This is a genomic window from Streptomyces sp. TP-A0356 (assembly GCF_001417775.1).
Lineage (GTDB): Bacteria > Actinomycetota > Actinomycetes > Streptomycetales > Streptomycetaceae > Streptomyces.
Window position 1 is genome coordinate 16300 of the sequence record NZ_BBZJ01000045.1, and the last position, 15823, is coordinate 32122.

The window sequence follows — 15823 nt, forward strand, 5'->3', positions numbered from 1 at the left end:
GTCATGCTCGGGCGCTGCTGATACGGGCTCGCCGCAGTGGCGCTCCTGCTCGGTGGAGGCTGGCGAGTGCTTGCCGGTAGGAGGCGATCAGTCCGGTTTCCCGATAGTCGACTCCCAAGTCCTGGCAGTAGCGGCGGACGATGGGCCGGGCCCTGCGCAGGTGCGGGCTGGGCATGCTGGGGAACAGGTGGTGTTCGATCTGGTGGTTCAGGCCGCCCAGGGCGAGGTCGGTGAACCAACTGCCGCGTACGTTGCGTGCGGTGAGGACCTGGCGGCGCAGGAAGTCGGGGCGGTCCTTGCCGGTCAGGATCGGCATGCCCTTGTGGTTGGGGGCGAACAGACAACCGAGGTACAGGCCGAACAGGCACTGGTGGACGGCCAGGAACGCGATCGCCATGCCGGGCGGGAGGACGATGAACACTGCGGTCAGGTAGGCGGCGGTGTGCCCGTAGAGCAGCGTGCCGTCCAGGGCGCGGTTCTTCAGGGCGCGATTGCCCAGTGCTCGCGCGCTGGAGACATGAAGGTTGACCCCTTCGAGCAGGAGCAGGGGAAAGAAGAGGAACGCCTGCCGACGGCCGATGATCCTCGGCAGTCCGGTCGCGGCGCGGGCCTGGTCCTGGGACCACACCAGCAGGTCCGGGGCGATGTCGGGGTCGAGGTCCTCGTGGTTGGGGTTGGCGTGGTGGCGGGTGTGTTTGTCCTGCCACCATCCGTAGCCCATCCCGATCGCGGCCCCGGCGATGCGGCCGGCCGTTTCGCTGGGCCGGCGCCGGCGGAAGACCTGGCGGTGCGTGACGTCGTGGGCGAGCAGAGCCACCTGCCCGAACATCACGGCGAGGAACGCGGCGAGCGCCAGGGTCCACCACCCCGCGCCGATGACGACGAACGCGCTCCAGCCCCCGGCGCAGGCGACGGCCACGACGATGGACCGGACGGTGTAGTAGCCGGGGCGCCGGTTCATCAGGCCGGCCTCGGCGATCTTCTTCGACAGGCGGGCGAAATCACTGCCACCTGCGGGGGGAGGCGGGCGACGGCGCGGGGTATGCGTGGTCATGGTCTCGGAGTGTCCTTCCCGGCTGACGGGCCGCATCCGGTCGTGCGGTGTACGCCGGATGCGATGCGGCGGCCGGGTACCCACATCCCTGCCTTCGGACCGGCACCCGATGCTCGTCGGTCGGAGCTCCGGATGTCGCGGGCTTTGACGTAAGGCCCCCACGGAGGGTGGCTGCTGTCGATGAACCTGCCGCGCTGGCAATCGGGGCGAAGCGGCATGACAGGGGTATAAGACACTAGCCTCGGGCCATGGTGACGCGTACCCGGCTGTATCACGACGGCACTCTGGTCCTGGAGGGCTTTCCCGCCAGTGACGTCTCTGCGCATCTCGCTGATCCGGCGTCGGTCCTGTGGCTGGACCTGCACCGGCCCGGAGCCGCTGAACTCACCATGCTCGGTCAGGAGTTCGGCATCCACGAACTGGCTCTGGAGGATGCCGCTCACCATGGACAGCGGCCGAAACTCGACCGCTATCGCACCCACGAGTTCCTCAGCGCCTACGCCGTGACCGTCAGCCCGGACGGTGCGCAACTGACGTACAGCGAGATCGCCGTATTCCTCACCAGCCAGGCCATGATCACCGTCCGCAAGGACGACGGCCTCGACATCGAGGACGTTGTCGCCCGCTGGGACGAGAGCCCGGACCTGGCCGGCCACGGCGTCGGATTCCTGCTGCACGGTCTGCTCGACCATCTCGTGGACGGACACTTCGCCGCGGTCCAGCAGTTGGACGACAGCGTCGAGGAGCTGGAGGGTCTGCTCTTCGCGGCCGGGCGCCGTGAGATCGAAGCCGTGCAGCGCCGGGTTTTCGCACTGCGTAAGTCGCTCGTCCAGCTGCGCCGCGTCGTGCTCCCGATGCGTGAGGTGGTCAACACCCTCATGCGCCCCGGCCTGCACCTGATCAACGACCCTCTCGCCCCGTACTACCAGGACGTCTACGACCACGTGCTGCGTGCCACCGAGTGGACGGAATCACTGCGGGACCTGGTGGCCTCGGTCATGGAGACGAACCTCTCGGTCCAGGCCAACAACATGAACCTGATCATGAAGAAGGTGACGAGCTGGGCCGCGATCATCGCCGTACCCACCGCGATCACCGGCTACTACGGCCAGAATCTTCCCTACCCCGGTTTCGGCCGGCAGTCCGGATTCATCACATCGGCAGCCGTCATCGTGGTCCTGTCCGCAGTGCTGTATCTGACGTTCAAGCGCAAGGACTGGCTCTGACCGGCCCAGTGCCGGGCGCGGGTGACCAGGCCGAAGGCAGGAAATACCTGGTCACCCCAGGCTTCTCGGGCCGGTGAGCGGAGTAGTGTGAAAGCACCGGGAGTTCTTCGCGTACCGGCTCCGCTGCGGGTGCCGTTTCCGGTGATCGACAACGCCGGGCCGCTCACGAGCCCGGGGGCAGGTTCGCACCATGTCCGTGACCATCGACCGTACGACATGGGGCAAGCGCGCGCCGTCGCTGCCGGCTCGCCTGTCCCTGACACCCGCGCCGGGCGGGCTGGACGGCACGTGGTGGCCTCGCTCCCGTGCCCTGACCCGTGAGCTGCCACCCTTGACAGCCGCCCTGGGCGATCTCTGGGGTCGCATCACGGGTATCGCGGTGAACCCGGCCCACTGGCCCGTCATCCCGTGTCGGGTGTCCATCGCCGGGCGTACAGTGCACGTGGGCTGGTCCACCGAGGAGCAGGATCCGCACAGACTGACCTTCTTCTCCGCCAATGGCCGCCGGGACGTCCTGGTGATTCCGCCGGAAACCGGTGCGGAGGCAGCCGCGCAGCTCATGGCGGGCGACGGCATCGAGGCCCCGGCACTGGAGGAAGCAGCAGACAGGATCGACGCCCGGATCAGGGAAGAAGCGTGGGAGACCGACGGCGGAGCCGGTCGGGCCGTCGTGCCTGCCCCGGCATATCGGATCGGCAGGCCCTTCGCCCGCCGTTCGACGGAGATGAGAGAACCATGACGGTCATCGCCGCGGCCGCGCTGCTCCTTCTGATCGCCGTCGGAGTCGCTCTGATCCACCGGCTCAACGGCCAGCACGCCGAACGGATCGCTGCCTTCCACTACAGCGATGTTCTGCCGGGGATCGGGCGTCGGCCCCGGAGGCACCGTCGGTCGGCGGTGGACGCGACCGTTCCGACGCGCCCCCCCCGCGACGGCGACCGCGGATGACATCGACTTCGGCCCGACCGTGGGCAGTAGAGGAAGGCGCGTCATGGCGATATTGCGAGACCGGAAGACGTACCGCGAGAGGATCATGCAGGCTCTGTACCAAGCCGCCGAGGGCAATCGCCTCCTGGGCGTCGATGGGGCGAAGCTCCGCACCGACCTGGGTATCCCTGAGCAGGACATGGCCGCTGCCTGTATGTACCTGGCAGGTGAAGGCTGGGTCGTCGTGGACTGGGAGAGGGGCAACACGCCCGCGATGATCACGCTGACGCATCAGGGGATCCGGCAGATGGAGACAGAAGAAGAAGGGCGTGGCTGAGCAGCCGCGTCGGTTTCTCGGACCGAAGTGAACTTCCGCAAGGATTGTTCATGTCGGATCAATCCCTTTGGCGTAACGTGGAAAGCGGGTCGGCGCACGCTCACGTGCAATGACCTGGAAGGGCGGCTCCGGCGGGTATACGCCGGAGCCGTTGCTTGTTTCCGTAACCGCGCCCTGCGGCGAAGCGCTCGCGCGAGCGTCGTGCGGAGTACCGTGAGGTAGCAGGGCCGTATCGCGGTCGCATGCTCTGCGATGGCACTGCTCTCTGCGGACGGGCGGACACCATGGCTGACTCAGACACCCCCGACCTCCCCAGGCTCCTGCCGGACGCCGTCCACCGGTCGGTGAAACCCGGGACGGCCCTGCTGAGGCTGGAGACCACACACGCACGCGAGGGAATCCTGGACGGTGCCTGGTGGCCACGGTCCCGGGACATCGGTGCGGAGCTGCCCTCGCTGATCTCCGCGTTGACCGAGCACCTCGGACCTGTCACCCGGGTCGGTCTGGACGGCAGCGCCTGGGACGAACTGCCGACCCGGGTGATGGTCGACGGCCGGGTCGTGCACATCGACTCCTTCCCGGTCGGTGACGACACCGTCCTCATCACCCGGGGCGACCAGGACCATTTCTCCCTGATGCTGGTCCCTCCGGACACGTCGCCCGATGCGGCACGCGCCGCGATGGCCAGGGCCGTACGGGCCGACAACGTCACCGAGGCCAGACAGATCCTCATTGATACGGGCGGCGGCATGCCTCCTGCGCCGGCCTGACACGTCCGTCGCAGATCGACTCCCCTATCGGCCTGGACGCTAGATGCGGGCGTACTTTTCCGTTTGCTGGGCGAATTCCTGGGCCATCGCGGAGCTGACCGTGGCCTTGGTGTCGCGGATCGTGTCCAGGTAGGCGTCGGTGGTGGGGGTGGTCCGGGTTCCGGTGTCGAAGGTGCGCTCGAACTGGGCCTGGGAGACGGTGCGCGCCGCGTGGGCGATGTCGGCGGGGGTGAACCCCTCGCTGGCGGACGCGAGTACCGCGCTGTCGGCCCGTGCGCCCGCTCGGGCCAGGTAGCTCTCCCACAGCGCGGTCCTGGCGGTGTGGTCGGGAGGGCCGATCGGCAGCACGTAGTCGAAGCGGCCGTGCCGCAGGAACGCGGAGTCGAGCGTGGTCACGTTGTTCGTGGCACAGACGAGCAGCCGTCCGTCCTGGCTTCGGAACCGGACGATCGCCTTGAGCAGTTCGTTGACGACGCCGACAGCGGTCGCGTCCGCGCCGCCGCGTTCGCCGGCGACCTCCTCGACCTCGTCGATGAAGACGAGGACGTGGTCGAGCCGGGCGATCTCGTCGAAGCGCCGGTTCAGCCCGGTCGCCAGGCCGTACTCGGCGGCCAGACGAGCGGGGAACAGTTCGAGGAAGGGCCATCCCAGGCGGCTGGCGATCGCGTGCGCGAACGTGCTCTTGCCGGTCCCGGGCGGGCCGAACAGCATCACCGCCCGTGGCGGTTCCACTCCGTGCTGGGCGGCCAGTTCGGGATGGGCCAGCGGCAGGACCAGGCGCCGCTCGATGAGCTGCTTCTCCCGTTGCATGCCCGCGACCTTCTGCCACAGTCCCCCTGGCGGCAGCTCCGCTCCGAGCGAGGACAGCGTGCCGGCCGACTGCGGGGTCACCGGCCCGCGCTTTTCGAAGAAGACGAGCCCGGGGCGGGCGCCGAAGTCGCAGTTGCGCAGGGCGGTGGCACCGGTCTCGCCCTCGGGAAGGACGGCGTGCACCGCGCGGACGCCGGCGGCGAAGAGCCGTTGCTCAAGGGCGGTGATCAGGGCACTCCCCAGCCCGCGCTGCCGCCAGCCGGGCGCCATGCAGATGCGCAGGATCCATGCCCGTTCGCCCTCCACCCTGCTCACCGCGGCGCCGATCAGCACGTCGTCGGCCGTGGCCACCACGGCCGGGTGGCGGGTCTGGAGGGCCGTCACGGCGTCCGAGAGCGGGAAGAGCGGCGGCTCCTCGGTCGTGCCGCTCTGCATGTCGACACGGATCACCGCTTCGAGATCGTCCTGGGTGTAGTCCCTGACCCGCCAACCCGTCATGATCAGCTCCGCGTGTTCGGCCGTACTCCCATCATCAGCCGGTGCCCGGAGGACGCGCGCGACAGGCGACGGTCACGAATCCTCCCTGGTGGCACGGATCGCTCGGGCCGTAGTCGGGTCACGCCGCGGTCCCGGGCGCGTTGTCGGCCGGGCTGAGGGACTCGTCGGTGCGGCCAGTGCCGGCCGGGGGTGCTGCCGCGGCGGGTGCGGCGGCAGCGGTTTCCCGGGCGAGGAAGGAGCCGAGCTCGCCGATCGTGCTCATGAGGGGGGCCGGGAAGACGACGGTGGTGTTCTGGTCGACACCGATCTCCACCAGGCTCTGGAGATTGCGCAGTTGAAGCGCCAGGGGGTGGGCCATCATGGTGTCCGAGGCGTCACCGAGCGCGGCTGCGGCCAGGGACTCGCCCTCCGCGTTGATGATCTTCGCTCGCTTCTCCCGCTCGGCCTCGGCCTGGCGGGCCATGGCGCGCTTCATGGTGTCGGGCAGCTGGATGTCCTTGAGCTCGACCAGCGTGACCTGCACACCCCAGTCGACGGTGGTGACGTCGAGGATCTGGCGGATGTCCAGGTTGATACGGTCCGTCTCCGACAGCGTCTCGTCGAGCGTGTGCCGGCCGACGACCTTCCGCAGGGTGGTCTGGGCGATCTGGTTGATCGCCGCGTCGACGTTCTCCACGGCGACGACCGACTTCACGGCGTCGACGACCCGGAAGTAGGCGACCGCCGACACGTCCACGCTCACGTTGTCCCGGGTGATGATGCCCTGGGACTGGATCGGCATGGTGACGACCCGCAGCGACACTCGGTGCAGGGTGTCGACGAACGGGATGATGAACCGCAGCCCCGGGGAGCGTGTTCCGACGAGTCGGCCGAAGCGGAACAGCACTCCCTTCTCGTACTGCTTGACGACCTTCACGGACAGGGCGAGGGCCAGGACGGCCAGAAGGCCGATCACGACGATGAGAACGATCAGGGCTTGCATGTACTGCTCCTCGAACGAGGACCACGTGGGGCGGAGACTCGCCGGTCGAGACCCCTGCATGTGCCTGCGCCGGCTCGTGAGGCAGGTCCGAAACCCGTGAAGGCACCGGTCGTGGCGGCCGTCTCACATGCCGATGACCAGGCGACTGGCGCGATCCGTCCGTGCCGGAACGGCCGCTGAGGCGGGGCCGTCCTCCTCGTGCTTCCCTGCCTCGTCCGGTTCGAGTGGCCGGTCGGCGGCGGAGACGGCGTGCCGGGTCTCGTCCGCGGCGATGAGAGCGCTTGCGGTCAGCGGTGGGCCGTCGTAGTCGGACGCGGCCGCCATCAGGCGGGCCGCCGACTCCGTCTCGGTCTCGGGCGGGATGACCAGCAGGTCCCAGCGGCCGGTGCCGTAGGAGAGCAGCAGCAGCTTGTGCGGGTCGATCTCCGGGGTGAACCATCCGACCTTGACGACATGACCGCCCACGGGGACCTCGTGCGGGATGACCGGCCAGTACTTCGGGTTGACGGCGATGCGGGTGATGCGGCCCCACAGAGGGTCCAGCACATCGGTCAGTGCGGGCAGCTCGCTCAGCAGGTCCCGGGAGCGGGGCCACCAGGCACCGTCCAGGAGGCCGCGCGACGGGCCGTCGGTCTTCAGCGCGAGACGCGCGGCCGGGGCTGCGACGGGCTCGTGGTGTGGCAGGGGTTGATGCAAGGTCGCCGACATGATGCGGACCCGTCTCCGGGCCGCCTCGGCGGCGACCCGGGTTTCGTCTCTCGCCGAGGACGACCCGGCGTGGAAGCCGGTGTGCGAAATGCCCTCGGTGGTGTCCACGGTACTCCGCACGCGCCGGGGCGGTTGTGGAGACGCCGCCGCATTCCGTGAAACGGCTGTCGATACCGGCGGCAGTGGGCCGAGGGCGCCGGGGCCCTTCGTATGCCGGCTCCCGGACCGGTCTCACGCCCGACGGCCCGCATGCCCCGGCCCAGCACTCCCCTGGCTGTGTGACGTGTGTTGTTCCGTTCAGCCCGTCACTCCCCGCCAGTCCGCCGGGCCTCGGCGAGGAGTATCCTGGTGATTACCGAGAGCATCTCGTACACCGGCTTCCACGCCGGGTCGTTCTCGGCGATTCATGGCAACCGGGCCGGCCGTGACCGGCCCGGGGTTGGGTCCGCGTCATGACCGCGACCATTCCGTTCACACCCGCAGTCGGAGACCGGGCCCCTTCTTCGTCACCGCTCCGACTCACGCTGGCGCGGGCCGGCGCCCCTCCGGCCCTGATCGACGGTGCCTGGTGGCCCCGTTCGCGCAACCTGACTGAGGAGCTCCCGGCGCTCGTCGAATGTCTCGACCCGCTGTGGGGGCGGATCACCCGGATAGCGGTGAGCCGCACGTTGTGGCCGGTCATCCCGGGTGAAGTGCCCGCGCACGGCCACATGGTGCGCGTCGGCTGGTCCAACGCCGGGCAGGACCCGCACAAGCTGTTGCTGCTGTCCCACACCTTCGGCCGCTGGGACCTGCTGGTGATCCCACCGGAGACAGCCCCGGCCACCGCAGCCCGGCTCATGGCCACGGCCACCGACCCGTCGCGGAGCCTCACGGCGACCGGCCTGATCCATGAGGCCGAACGTTTCCGGGCCGCGGCAGAGGCAGCGGCCGACTCGGACTCGCTCCGGGAGGCGGTCTGGGACTCCGAAGGCGGACACGACGCCCCCCCACCCCGCCTCACGCACTCCTGACGGACCGGTCACCCGTCACGTGCCCACCGCGGCAGCAGGAGTGTGAGAGATCGGCGGTGGGGGAAAGGCTGCGTGCCGTCGGCCTTTCCCTGGGGGTGGGAGGCCGGCTCACTCCGGGAGGGCGAGGTCGTCGGTGGCGCTCCCGCGCCATTCGATCAGCAGGAGCGTCGCATCGTCCGTCGTGATCCCGCCCCGCGCCCGTTGCAGCGTGTGGGAGAGGGAGCGCGCCACCGTCCGGATCTGTTGGGCCGTGGGCTCAAGGCGGTTCACCCACCCGATGAGCTGCTCCTCACTGAATTCCTCACCGCCGACATCGCGCTCCTCTATCAGTCCGTCGGTGAAGCACAGGATCCGGTCGCCGGGGATGAGAGCCACTTCACTGATCCGGGGCTCGTGACCGCCGAAGCCGACGGGCAGCGTCGTCGGGCCCTGCAGCCGTCGTACGACACGGTGTCCACGGATCAACAGAGGAGCGGGATGTCCGGCGTTGACCCACTGAAGCCTGCCCGTTGCCGTGTTGAGCCGCATCATCTGAGCGGTCACGAAGTGGTCGGGGCCGAACTGATCGGCGACGGCCCGGTCCATGAACGTATAGATCTCCGACAGGCCGACGCTGATGCGCCGGGCATGCCGGTAGGCTCCGATGACCACCGTGGCCATCGTGGCGGCGTCCAGTCCGTGGCCCATCGCGTCGACCATGGCCACATGCAGGACATCGCCGTTGAGGGCGTAGTCGAAGCTGTCGCCGGCCACGTCGTAGGCGGGTTCCAGCATCCCGGCCAGCTCGACCCGGGGCGTGGACATCGCCAGCGGTGGCAGCAGCGACCACTGGATCTCCGCCGCCACACTCATCGGTTCTCTGCGGCGCAGCCGGAAGAACAGATCGGTGTAACCGTGCTTGGTCACCAGCATGTCGGCCACGAGCGAGGCGAGCCTGCGCAGCAGCCGTCGCTCGTCGTCGTGGAGGCGGTCCAGGGTGACGGCCAGGACGCCCACCTGGTCGCCACCGTCCAGCAGGGGCATATAGACCCGTACACCGCCGGCCTGCGGCACCTCGACGGGACGCGCCTCCTGGAAGGCACGACCGGCATCGGAGCCGTCGATCGGCTGCGGTTCCCCGGCTGCCAGCCCGTCGCCCGGCAGGGGGACGAGCCACACCTGGCCGTAGTCCTGCAGGAAGAGCGAGGTCTCGCGGCCGTCGAGCCTGCCGATCTGCCGTGCGACGAGCGGACCGAGCTGGTGCGGCGGCAGCTCGTGCCCCTGGTCCAGCAGGATTCCCAGAAACTCCTCCCCGAAGCGCTCCGACCGGGTGGAGCCTTCCGCGGGTCCTTGCCCCTCACCGCCCGTCATCGCCGTGGCCCGGGGGGGACGTTCTGGCGGATCTTCACGAAGGTGCTGTGCATACGAACTCCCGACGGAGACTCACCGGTCGACGCGGTGGGGAACTCCCGCCCGGATCGTGGGGGTCGATCCACCGACTCCCCATCGAGTCGGCCGTGCGCTCGTGCGGCGAGGACCGGCACAACGGCCACCGGGCGCGCCCCGGCCGAGCCGCGGCGGCTGGTCAGCACCGGCGGCGGCCTCAGCCGGATCGACCTCTTCGCCGTCGTCGTCCGCCGCCGCGAACATCTTGGCGGGGTCCGCGCCGTCTGCCGGCCTGCCCGCAGCATGGATCACTGCCCTGCAGGGCAACCGACCCCGCCTACCAGTAGTGGCGTCGACCGGCGACGGCGTGTCCCATCGCGCCGAGGATCCACAGGATGGCTCCCACGACCAGCAGGATGATCCCGATGGTCCACAGGATGGACAGGCCGGTGAGGAAGCCGACGACGAGCAGAATGACGCCCAGGATGATCATGGTCTCTCCTTCGGGGGGTGGTGCCGGCGCGCCCGCGAACTGCTATGGGCCGCAAGGGCGTCGGCGGGAACGGCCGATCTCCTCCTCACTCCACGCGGTGTGGTCCGTGGCGGCTGACCTGTAGGCGGACCTCGGTTGGCATGTCGGTGAGGCCGGTGGACCGACGCGCGGTGCCGATCGGGCCTTCGCACAGGGCACCGAGAGTGGCGCCGGGCGTGCCCTCGGGGGTGAGGGTGAGCTTGATGCGGGTGCGGTGGCGGCCCGGTCGGCCGGTGATGACTACGGCCGCATGGCCTACCCCTGGCAGGGCACCGGCTTCGTTCGCGATCGCTTCGCTGAGTGCGCGGTCGCGCAGTTCGACGCCCTCCTGCGGGGGTGTGCCGCCGACGGGCAGTGAGCCGGGGCGGTGTCGGCTCAGCTGGGCGAGCAGCCACCACAGGGCGAGGAGGGCGGTGAGGACGAGGGCGGCGATGACCGCGGGCCACCACCACCAGCCCTGGCTGCTCCAGCGGGCCCGGTCGGCGGAGCCGAGCAGGACGTCGGCCGGGGTGGTCAGGGGCCAGCCGGCGGGCGGGGCCAGATCGTGCCGCCTGTAGAGGTCGAGCCCGGCGAAGAGGATGAGCAGTCCGCCGCCGAGGAGGACCAGCCCGGCGAGGGCCAGCAGGGTGCGGTTGAGAGCGGATCGCGGCGTCATGGCGGGCTCCGGTGCTGCGGGTCTTGTGTCAGCGGGTGCGTCGCCGCGTCCGTACGGCGATGCGGAGAGGACGGGCGAGGGCGAGCCGGTCGCGCTCCTCGTCGAGGACGGCGGTGAGGTCGTCCTTCACCTGTCGGGGCTCGCGGAAGCGGACGTCCGCGCGGGCTTTGATGCGGTGGCGGCCCACCAGGACGTGCGCCGCGCCGACTCCGGGGACCCGCATGGCGGCGTCGCGCAGCAGGACGGCGGCTCCGTCGCGGTCCACGAAGGCCCGCAAGCGCGGGCAGCCGGCGGGTGAGCGCAGGGGCAGCCAACGGCGTTGACCGGGGGTGAGGGCCAGGACGATCAGCCAGACGCCGACGGCGGCGGCCACGGCGGCCCCCGTCAGCATCCACACGTCGTCCACCGGGCGGGTCGCCAGTTCGTCGGCCAGGTGCCGTCGCCAGGCCGCGGCCGGACGTCCCGCCCGTACGGCGATAACGTCGACGAGCGTCGCGACCGCGGCAACGAGGATCACCGCGGCGACCAGCGCCGCCGTGATGCGGCGCGCGGACCACTTGCGACGGGTTCGGTGCCCTCCTTCGCGCTCACCGGCTGTGAGGTCCGAGGTGGACACGTCGCGTTCGGGAGGGTCGGGCTCCTTCGTCAGTGGCACCGCGGCACGGTGCGTGGACGACGCGGAGCCGCGGCCCGGGGGACGTGGACCGGATGTCATCGCGATCGCCCTTCCTGCACGGCGTGCCCGGTGACCCGGGCCGCCCGGCCGCTCACCGGACCCGCCCCCGGCTCGAGTCGGCGGCGGTCACCAGCCGCCGGACGGTGAGGAGGACCTCTCCCACCCGCAGCCCGGTCAGCTGGGCGACCCGTTCGGCGACGTCCCGCTGGATCCGCTCGCAGACACGGGGGATGTCGGTGGGGTAGGGCAGGTCCATGGTCAGATGCAGGCGCACCGATCCGGTACGGACGGCGGCGGAGGCGCGGGGTGCCGCAGGTCCGCCCCGATCGGGCGGTACCGCGGCGCGCCGCGCCTGCGCCGCGCGCGCGGCCTGCGCGGCGATACGGGCGACCACCCTGTCCGGGATGACGGTGGCGCCCCGCTCGGCCGGGGGCGGCAGCCCGGCGGCCGGCGCCGGCGGGCCCGACCCCTCGCCGGGGGAACCGGGCCGGGTCTTCACCGCTGCCTCCGTGTCCGGAGGTCCAGGTCGCCCTGTACGACGAGGCCGACGATCAGCCCCGCCGCGCCCAGGACCAGGACCAGCAAAAACGCCCAGAAGCCGCCGAAGTAGCCGGCGAAGCCGAGGGCCATGCCGGCCGCGAGTCCCGTCGTTGCTGTGTTCATCTCGCACTCACCCGTCTCGCGAGCGTCCCTCTCGCCGTGATCATCCGCTCGGGCCCGAGATCACGGCGGTGGTCCCGGCAGCGGTCATCTCACGCGGCCCTCGTCCGGTTCGGTCTGCTGCTCCTCGTCGTCGGGCAGGTGGACGTCGTCGACGGCGATGTTCACCTCCACGACCTCCAGGCCCGTCATCCGCTCCACGGCGCTGATGACATTGACGCGTACGCCGCCCGCGACGTCGACGATGGAGACGCCGTACTCGACGACGACGTCCAGGTCCACCGCGGCCTGCCGTTCCCCGACCTCGACCTTGACGCCGCGGGTGACCGCTCCGCCTCCGCCTGCGCCGGGGACGCGTTCCCGCATGGCTCCGAAGGCGCGGGCCATGCCCGCGCCCAGGCTGTGGATGCCCGGTACCTCGCGGGCGGCCATGCCCGCGATCTTGGCCACCACACCGTCCGCGATGGTGGTCCTGCCCCGTGTCTCGGCCGGAGCCCCGGCCCCGGTGCGGCCCTTGAGCGCGCTCACGCCCGCTTCGGGCCGGCTGCCCCCGCCGACGCTGGTGATGTTGTCCGTCATGGCGGTCGCCTCGATCGGTCGGCCGGACACCGGAATGGTGCCCGTCGAACGTTGGACATACCGGGCGGCACAATCCTCACGCGTCTGGCATGTGATGTGCGTCACAACTCATATCGGGGGTACACGCTCGTTCCGAGCCTGCGTGGGAGCGTCATGATCGAACGCACTGCTTCCCCACGACTGGGGTGCGACCTGCCCGACCGCCTGCTGGCGGTACGGGCGGCCGAGGGGGACGAGGACTCCTTCGCCGTTCTCGTCCAGCGGCACAGCCGCTCCCTCCTGACCCTGGCCCGCTGCATGCTGGGCAATCCCCAGGACGCCGAAGAGGCCGTTCAGGACGCCTTCATCAGCGCCTGGCGCCACCTGCCGGAATACCGCCACAGGGCGGAGTTCCGCACCTGGATGTACCGGATCACCGTCAACCGCTGCCAGACCATGTGCCGCCGCCGACCGCCGCCCCTCCCCCTGGACGCCGTCGCCGAACCCGCGGCGGGCGACGCGTGGAGCCAGCCCGCCCGGACCGCCGAGCAGGACGCGGCCACGGCCGCCCTGTCCCGCGCACTCGCCGAGCTGGACGCCGGGCAGCGGGTCTGCTGGATCCTGAGGGAGGTGCAGGGCTTGCCCTACAAGGAGATCGCGCACGTGACGCGTACCGGCGAGCAGACGGTACGCGGCAGACTGTTCAGGGCACGCCGATCCCTGCAGGAGGCGATGGGCCCATGGCGCTAGACGATCCGCACACGCGGCCTCCCGGACCGCCCGGAGCCGGCGGGCCCCGCAACGGCTCGGCCGCCGCCGACGTGCCCCCGATCGCAGGCGATGAGGTACTGCCCTGCGGCCGCCTGCTCAGCCGGGTCTGGGAACAGGCGCGGGACGCACCGCCGGCCGCCGACCTGCACCCGGTGTCCTGTCCTCACTGCCGAGAGGCAGTCGAGGGACTGGCAACGGTGAACGCGGCCGCCCGGGCGCTGCGCGACGAGGACCCTCCGGGCCTGCACGCACTCGCGGACCGGGTCATGGACGTCGTCAGGGCAGAGGCCCGGTTCGGGCGACTGCTGCCCCTGGCCGACCCCGACCGCGACCTGCGGATCGCCGAGAGCGCCGCGGCGAAGGTGCTGAGGCAGGCCGCGGACACGGTCCCCGGTTCCAGGGCCGCGACCTGCCGGCTCATACCCGAGGGCAACGGCACCGACGTGCGGGTGACCATGACCCTGGCCGCCGCCCTCGACCGCCCGCTCCCCGACCGGGTCCACCAGGTACGCCGAACGGTCCTCCACTCGGCCGGACAGGACCTGGGGCTCACGGTGACAGCCGTCGACATCACCGTGGCCGACGTACTGGACCCGGGGCCGACCCCAGGTCCCCGCCTCCCGACGGGCGGTGGCGCATGATGACCGCCACCGGCACCACCGCGCTCCTCGGCGTCGCGGCCGAGGCAGCCCTCGCGGTTCCTGGCGTGGCCGCCCTGCAACCCCGCCTCGCCCGGCGCCTCGCGGCAGCCGCCGCGCCCACCCGGGCGGACACCACGCCACCCGAGGCCGGCATACGCGCCGACCGGGCGCCGGACGGTTCGGGATGGCACATCGAGGTGCGCTGCGTCCTGACGGAGGGTCGCCGGGCGCTGGACATCGCCCGAATCGTCCACGACCGGGTGACAGCCGCCCTCATCACCCACCTCGCCACCCACGGTGCCGCGGAGCCGGTCACCGTCGCGGTCACGGTGACCGGTATCGCCGCCTGGCGCGACGCGGCATGAGCGGCGGCGCGGGCACGGGCCCCGCGAACCGTCGTTCGGCAAGCTGGTTTCCCAGGGCGGAAGCGGCCGCGGGGCCACCAGGCGGGCAGGTGGTCGCCATGGACGAGGATGACGCGGACGCGGCGCTGCGAGTGGCGCTCGACCAGCTGGCGTTCGCCACCCGGAGCGCGGCGGCGCTGTCGAGCACGCTGGACGCGGTCGAGGGGCTCAGACGGGTGTGCCGCGTGCTGGCGCCGGGACTGGCCGACTGGTCCGCGGCCGGTCTGGTGGACGAGGACGGCGCCGCCGAGCGGGTCTGTTTGACCCCGACGCGGCCCTGACCGGCCTGACGGGACCGTTGCCGCCGGTGCCGGAGACGGCGACGGGCCCGCTGTCCCGGGTGCTTCGCGCATCTCCGCTTCGTTGTCCTTGACCTGCCGGTCCAGTCTGCGCAGGTCGGCCAGCAGGTCACGGGCTATGTCCCGGCGGCAGTTGTCGGTGGCCGTGAGCGGCCGGATCCCCTTCATCAAAGCGGCAGCCTTGTCGGCCGACAGCGCGGTGGGGGCACCGCCGGGCAGGAGATCACGCAGGACGGCGTGGAGTCGGTTGAGGACGCGGGTGCGCTCGTGGACCAGGTCGTCTCGACGCTCGGTCAGCAGCCGCAGGATGGTCGTCTGGTCCTCCCGAGTCACAGGACGCAGGTCGGGGCGGAAGAGGGCGACCTGGGCGACGTGGAGAGCGTCCTTGGCGTCGGTCTTGCGGTCTCCTCCGGTGGCCAGCAGCCGGGCCCGGGCCGACAGGGTGGAGGGCACGTCGACCACGTTCTCGCCCGCGGCGGCCAGCTGCTGGGCGAGCGAGCGGCCCAGGCCGCCGGCACCCTCGATCGCGAAACGACGGTCGGGCCACTGCTCGCACCAGCGCATCAGCTGGCGGAAGGTTCCGGCATTGACGACGAACCGGCGCTGGGCCACCCGGTGGCCTGCGGCGTCAACTGCGACGGCGGTGTGGGACGACTTATGGGGATCGACACCGATCAGGATCACAGGCTGCTGCTTTCGCACTCGATGAGTCAGGAAGGGGAGTGCGGTGGGCACCCTGACTTGAAGTCACCGTGTCACCTTCATGCCTCTGTCGAGCCACACCGCGCGGGTGTCGGCCGGCGACGGCACGCTATTGGTGAGCCAGCCCGAGGGCGGCAAGGGGCACTACGGGCCCGTGCCGACCGACACCCTGGACGCTACGGCTGCAGACCGAGCATCTGGGCTCGATTCAACAAGTCAGGGGCCTTGCCGAGTT

Annotated in this window: 21 protein-coding genes and 1 pseudogene; 10 read left to right on the forward strand and 12 right to left on the reverse strand. The window is 70.8% G+C overall.

What is annotated here, in order from left to right:
• Position 1: 1 nt before the first annotated feature.
• Positions 2-1054: an acyl-CoA desaturase gene (locus ASC56_RS36130; RefSeq protein ID WP_055495841.1), complete on the reverse strand. Its 1053-nt coding sequence runs from the start codon at positions 1052-1054 to the stop codon at positions 2-4.
• A 248-nt stretch (positions 1055-1302) separates the two neighbouring features.
• Here ASC56_RS36130 and ASC56_RS36135 point away from each other — a divergent pair, with 248 nt between their 5' ends.
• The 5 genes from ASC56_RS36135 to ASC56_RS36155 all read left to right on the forward strand — a co-directional run bounded on the left by ASC56_RS36135 (position 1303) and on the right by ASC56_RS36155 (position 4314).
• The gene (locus ASC56_RS36135; protein WP_055495842.1) at positions 1303-2280 is read left to right on the forward strand and encodes a magnesium transporter CorA family protein; all 978 of its coding nucleotides are present in this window, start codon (positions 1303-1305) and stop codon (positions 2278-2280) included.
• A 190-nt stretch (positions 2281-2470) separates the two neighbouring features.
• Positions 2471-3019 (forward strand): DUF5994 family protein, encoded by a 549-nt coding sequence (locus tag ASC56_RS36140; protein WP_063785065.1) that lies wholly within the window; start codon positions 2471-2473, stop codon positions 3017-3019.
• Positions 3016-3228 carry a hypothetical protein gene (locus tag ASC56_RS36145; protein WP_055495843.1) on the forward strand — a complete coding sequence of 71 codons (213 nt, stop codon included), beginning with the start codon at positions 3016-3018 and terminating at the stop codon, positions 3226-3228. The genes ASC56_RS36140 and ASC56_RS36145 overlap by 4 nt, the downstream gene beginning before the upstream one ends.
• Positions 3229-3271: 43 nt before the next feature.
• A complete protein-coding gene (locus tag ASC56_RS36150) occupies positions 3272-3544 on the forward strand; it encodes a hypothetical protein (RefSeq protein ID WP_055495844.1) in 273 nt (90 codons plus the stop codon).
• A gap of 284 nt (positions 3545-3828) precedes the next feature.
• Entirely contained in the window at positions 3829-4314 is a 486-nt protein-coding gene (locus tag ASC56_RS36155) for a DUF5994 family protein (RefSeq protein ID WP_055495845.1), read from the forward strand.
• 39 nt (positions 4315-4353) lie between these two features.
• Here ASC56_RS36155 and ASC56_RS36160 read toward each other — a convergent pair whose 3' ends face one another.
• The 3 genes from ASC56_RS36160 to ASC56_RS36170 all read right to left on the reverse strand — a co-directional run bounded on the left by ASC56_RS36160 (position 4354) and on the right by ASC56_RS36170 (position 7420).
• Positions 4354-5622 carry an ATP-binding protein gene (locus tag ASC56_RS36160; RefSeq protein ID WP_055495846.1) on the reverse strand — a complete coding sequence of 423 codons (1269 nt, stop codon included), beginning with the start codon at positions 5620-5622 and terminating at the stop codon, positions 4354-4356.
• A gap of 118 nt (positions 5623-5740) precedes the next feature.
• Positions 5741-6604 (reverse strand): slipin family protein, encoded by an 864-nt coding sequence (locus ASC56_RS36165; RefSeq protein WP_055495847.1) that lies wholly within the window; start codon positions 6602-6604, stop codon positions 5741-5743.
• Between the two features lie 123 nt (positions 6605-6727).
• On the reverse strand, positions 6728-7420 hold the full coding sequence (locus tag ASC56_RS36170; RefSeq protein WP_055495848.1) for a DUF5994 family protein: 693 nt from the start codon (positions 7418-7420) through the stop codon (positions 6728-6730).
• 344 nt (positions 7421-7764) lie between these two features.
• Between ASC56_RS36170 and ASC56_RS36175 the strand changes: the two genes are divergently transcribed.
• A complete protein-coding gene (locus ASC56_RS36175; protein ID WP_055495849.1) occupies positions 7765-8325 on the forward strand; it encodes a DUF5994 family protein in 561 nt (186 codons plus the stop codon).
• Between the two features lie 108 nt (positions 8326-8433).
• On the opposite strand, the gene ASC56_RS36180 is transcribed toward ASC56_RS36175, so the two are convergent.
• The 7 genes from ASC56_RS36180 to ASC56_RS36200 all read right to left on the reverse strand — a co-directional run bounded on the left by ASC56_RS36180 (position 8434) and on the right by ASC56_RS36200 (position 12792).
• Positions 8434-9675, reverse strand: a complete 1242-nt coding sequence (locus ASC56_RS36180) for a PP2C family protein-serine/threonine phosphatase (RefSeq protein ID WP_055495850.1) — start codon at positions 9673-9675, stop codon at positions 8434-8436.
• Between the two features lie 352 nt (positions 9676-10027).
• Positions 10028-10183 carry a DUF6131 family protein gene (locus ASC56_RS41435; protein WP_099054839.1) on the reverse strand — a complete coding sequence of 52 codons (156 nt, stop codon included), beginning with the start codon at positions 10181-10183 and terminating at the stop codon, positions 10028-10030.
• 85 nt (positions 10184-10268) lie between these two features.
• Positions 10269-10877 carry a hypothetical protein gene (locus tag ASC56_RS36185; protein ID WP_055495851.1) on the reverse strand — a complete coding sequence of 203 codons (609 nt, stop codon included), beginning with the start codon at positions 10875-10877 and terminating at the stop codon, positions 10269-10271.
• Between the two features lie 28 nt (positions 10878-10905).
• Entirely contained in the window at positions 10906-11532 is a 627-nt protein-coding gene (locus tag ASC56_RS36190; protein ID WP_234377245.1) for a DUF6286 domain-containing protein, read from the reverse strand.
• 112 nt (positions 11533-11644) lie between these two features.
• Entirely contained in the window at positions 11645-12052 is a 408-nt protein-coding gene (locus ASC56_RS36195; protein WP_055495852.1) for an Asp23/Gls24 family envelope stress response protein, read from the reverse strand.
• The gene (locus ASC56_RS41440) at positions 12049-12216 is read right to left on the reverse strand and encodes a hypothetical protein (RefSeq protein ID WP_030645371.1); all 168 of its coding nucleotides are present in this window, start codon (positions 12214-12216) and stop codon (positions 12049-12051) included. Before ASC56_RS41440 ends, ASC56_RS36195 begins: the two co-directional genes overlap by 4 nt.
• An 84-nt stretch (positions 12217-12300) precedes the next feature.
• On the reverse strand, positions 12301-12792 hold the full coding sequence (locus ASC56_RS36200; RefSeq protein ID WP_055495862.1) for an Asp23/Gls24 family envelope stress response protein: 492 nt from the start codon (positions 12790-12792) through the stop codon (positions 12301-12303).
• A gap of 153 nt (positions 12793-12945) precedes the next feature.
• Between ASC56_RS36200 and ASC56_RS36205 the strand changes: the two genes are divergently transcribed.
• From ASC56_RS36205 to ASC56_RS36220, 4 genes are all read left to right on the forward strand, one after another.
• Positions 12946-13521: an RNA polymerase sigma factor gene (locus ASC56_RS36205; RefSeq protein ID WP_199836164.1), complete on the forward strand. Its 576-nt coding sequence runs from the start codon at positions 12946-12948 to the stop codon at positions 13519-13521.
• Positions 13512-14183 carry a hypothetical protein gene (locus ASC56_RS36210; RefSeq protein WP_055495853.1) on the forward strand — a complete coding sequence of 224 codons (672 nt, stop codon included), beginning with the start codon at positions 13512-13514 and terminating at the stop codon, positions 14181-14183. Before ASC56_RS36205 ends, ASC56_RS36210 begins: the two co-directional genes overlap by 10 nt.
• Complete coding sequence (locus ASC56_RS36215) at positions 14180-14548, forward strand: hypothetical protein (protein ID WP_234377246.1); 369 nt, start codon at positions 14180-14182, stop codon at positions 14546-14548. Before ASC56_RS36210 ends, ASC56_RS36215 begins: the two co-directional genes overlap by 4 nt.
• Positions 14549-14646: 98 nt before the next feature.
• Positions 14647-14868: a hypothetical protein gene (locus ASC56_RS36220; protein ID WP_055495855.1), complete on the forward strand. Its 222-nt coding sequence runs from the start codon at positions 14647-14649 to the stop codon at positions 14866-14868.
• 291 nt (positions 14869-15159) lie between these two features.
• Here the strand turns inward: ASC56_RS36220 and ASC56_RS42645 are convergent.
• Positions 15160-15621, reverse strand: a pseudogene (locus tag ASC56_RS42645) (transposase); the annotation flags it as partial.
• Between the last annotated feature and the right edge of the window lie 202 nt (positions 15622-15823).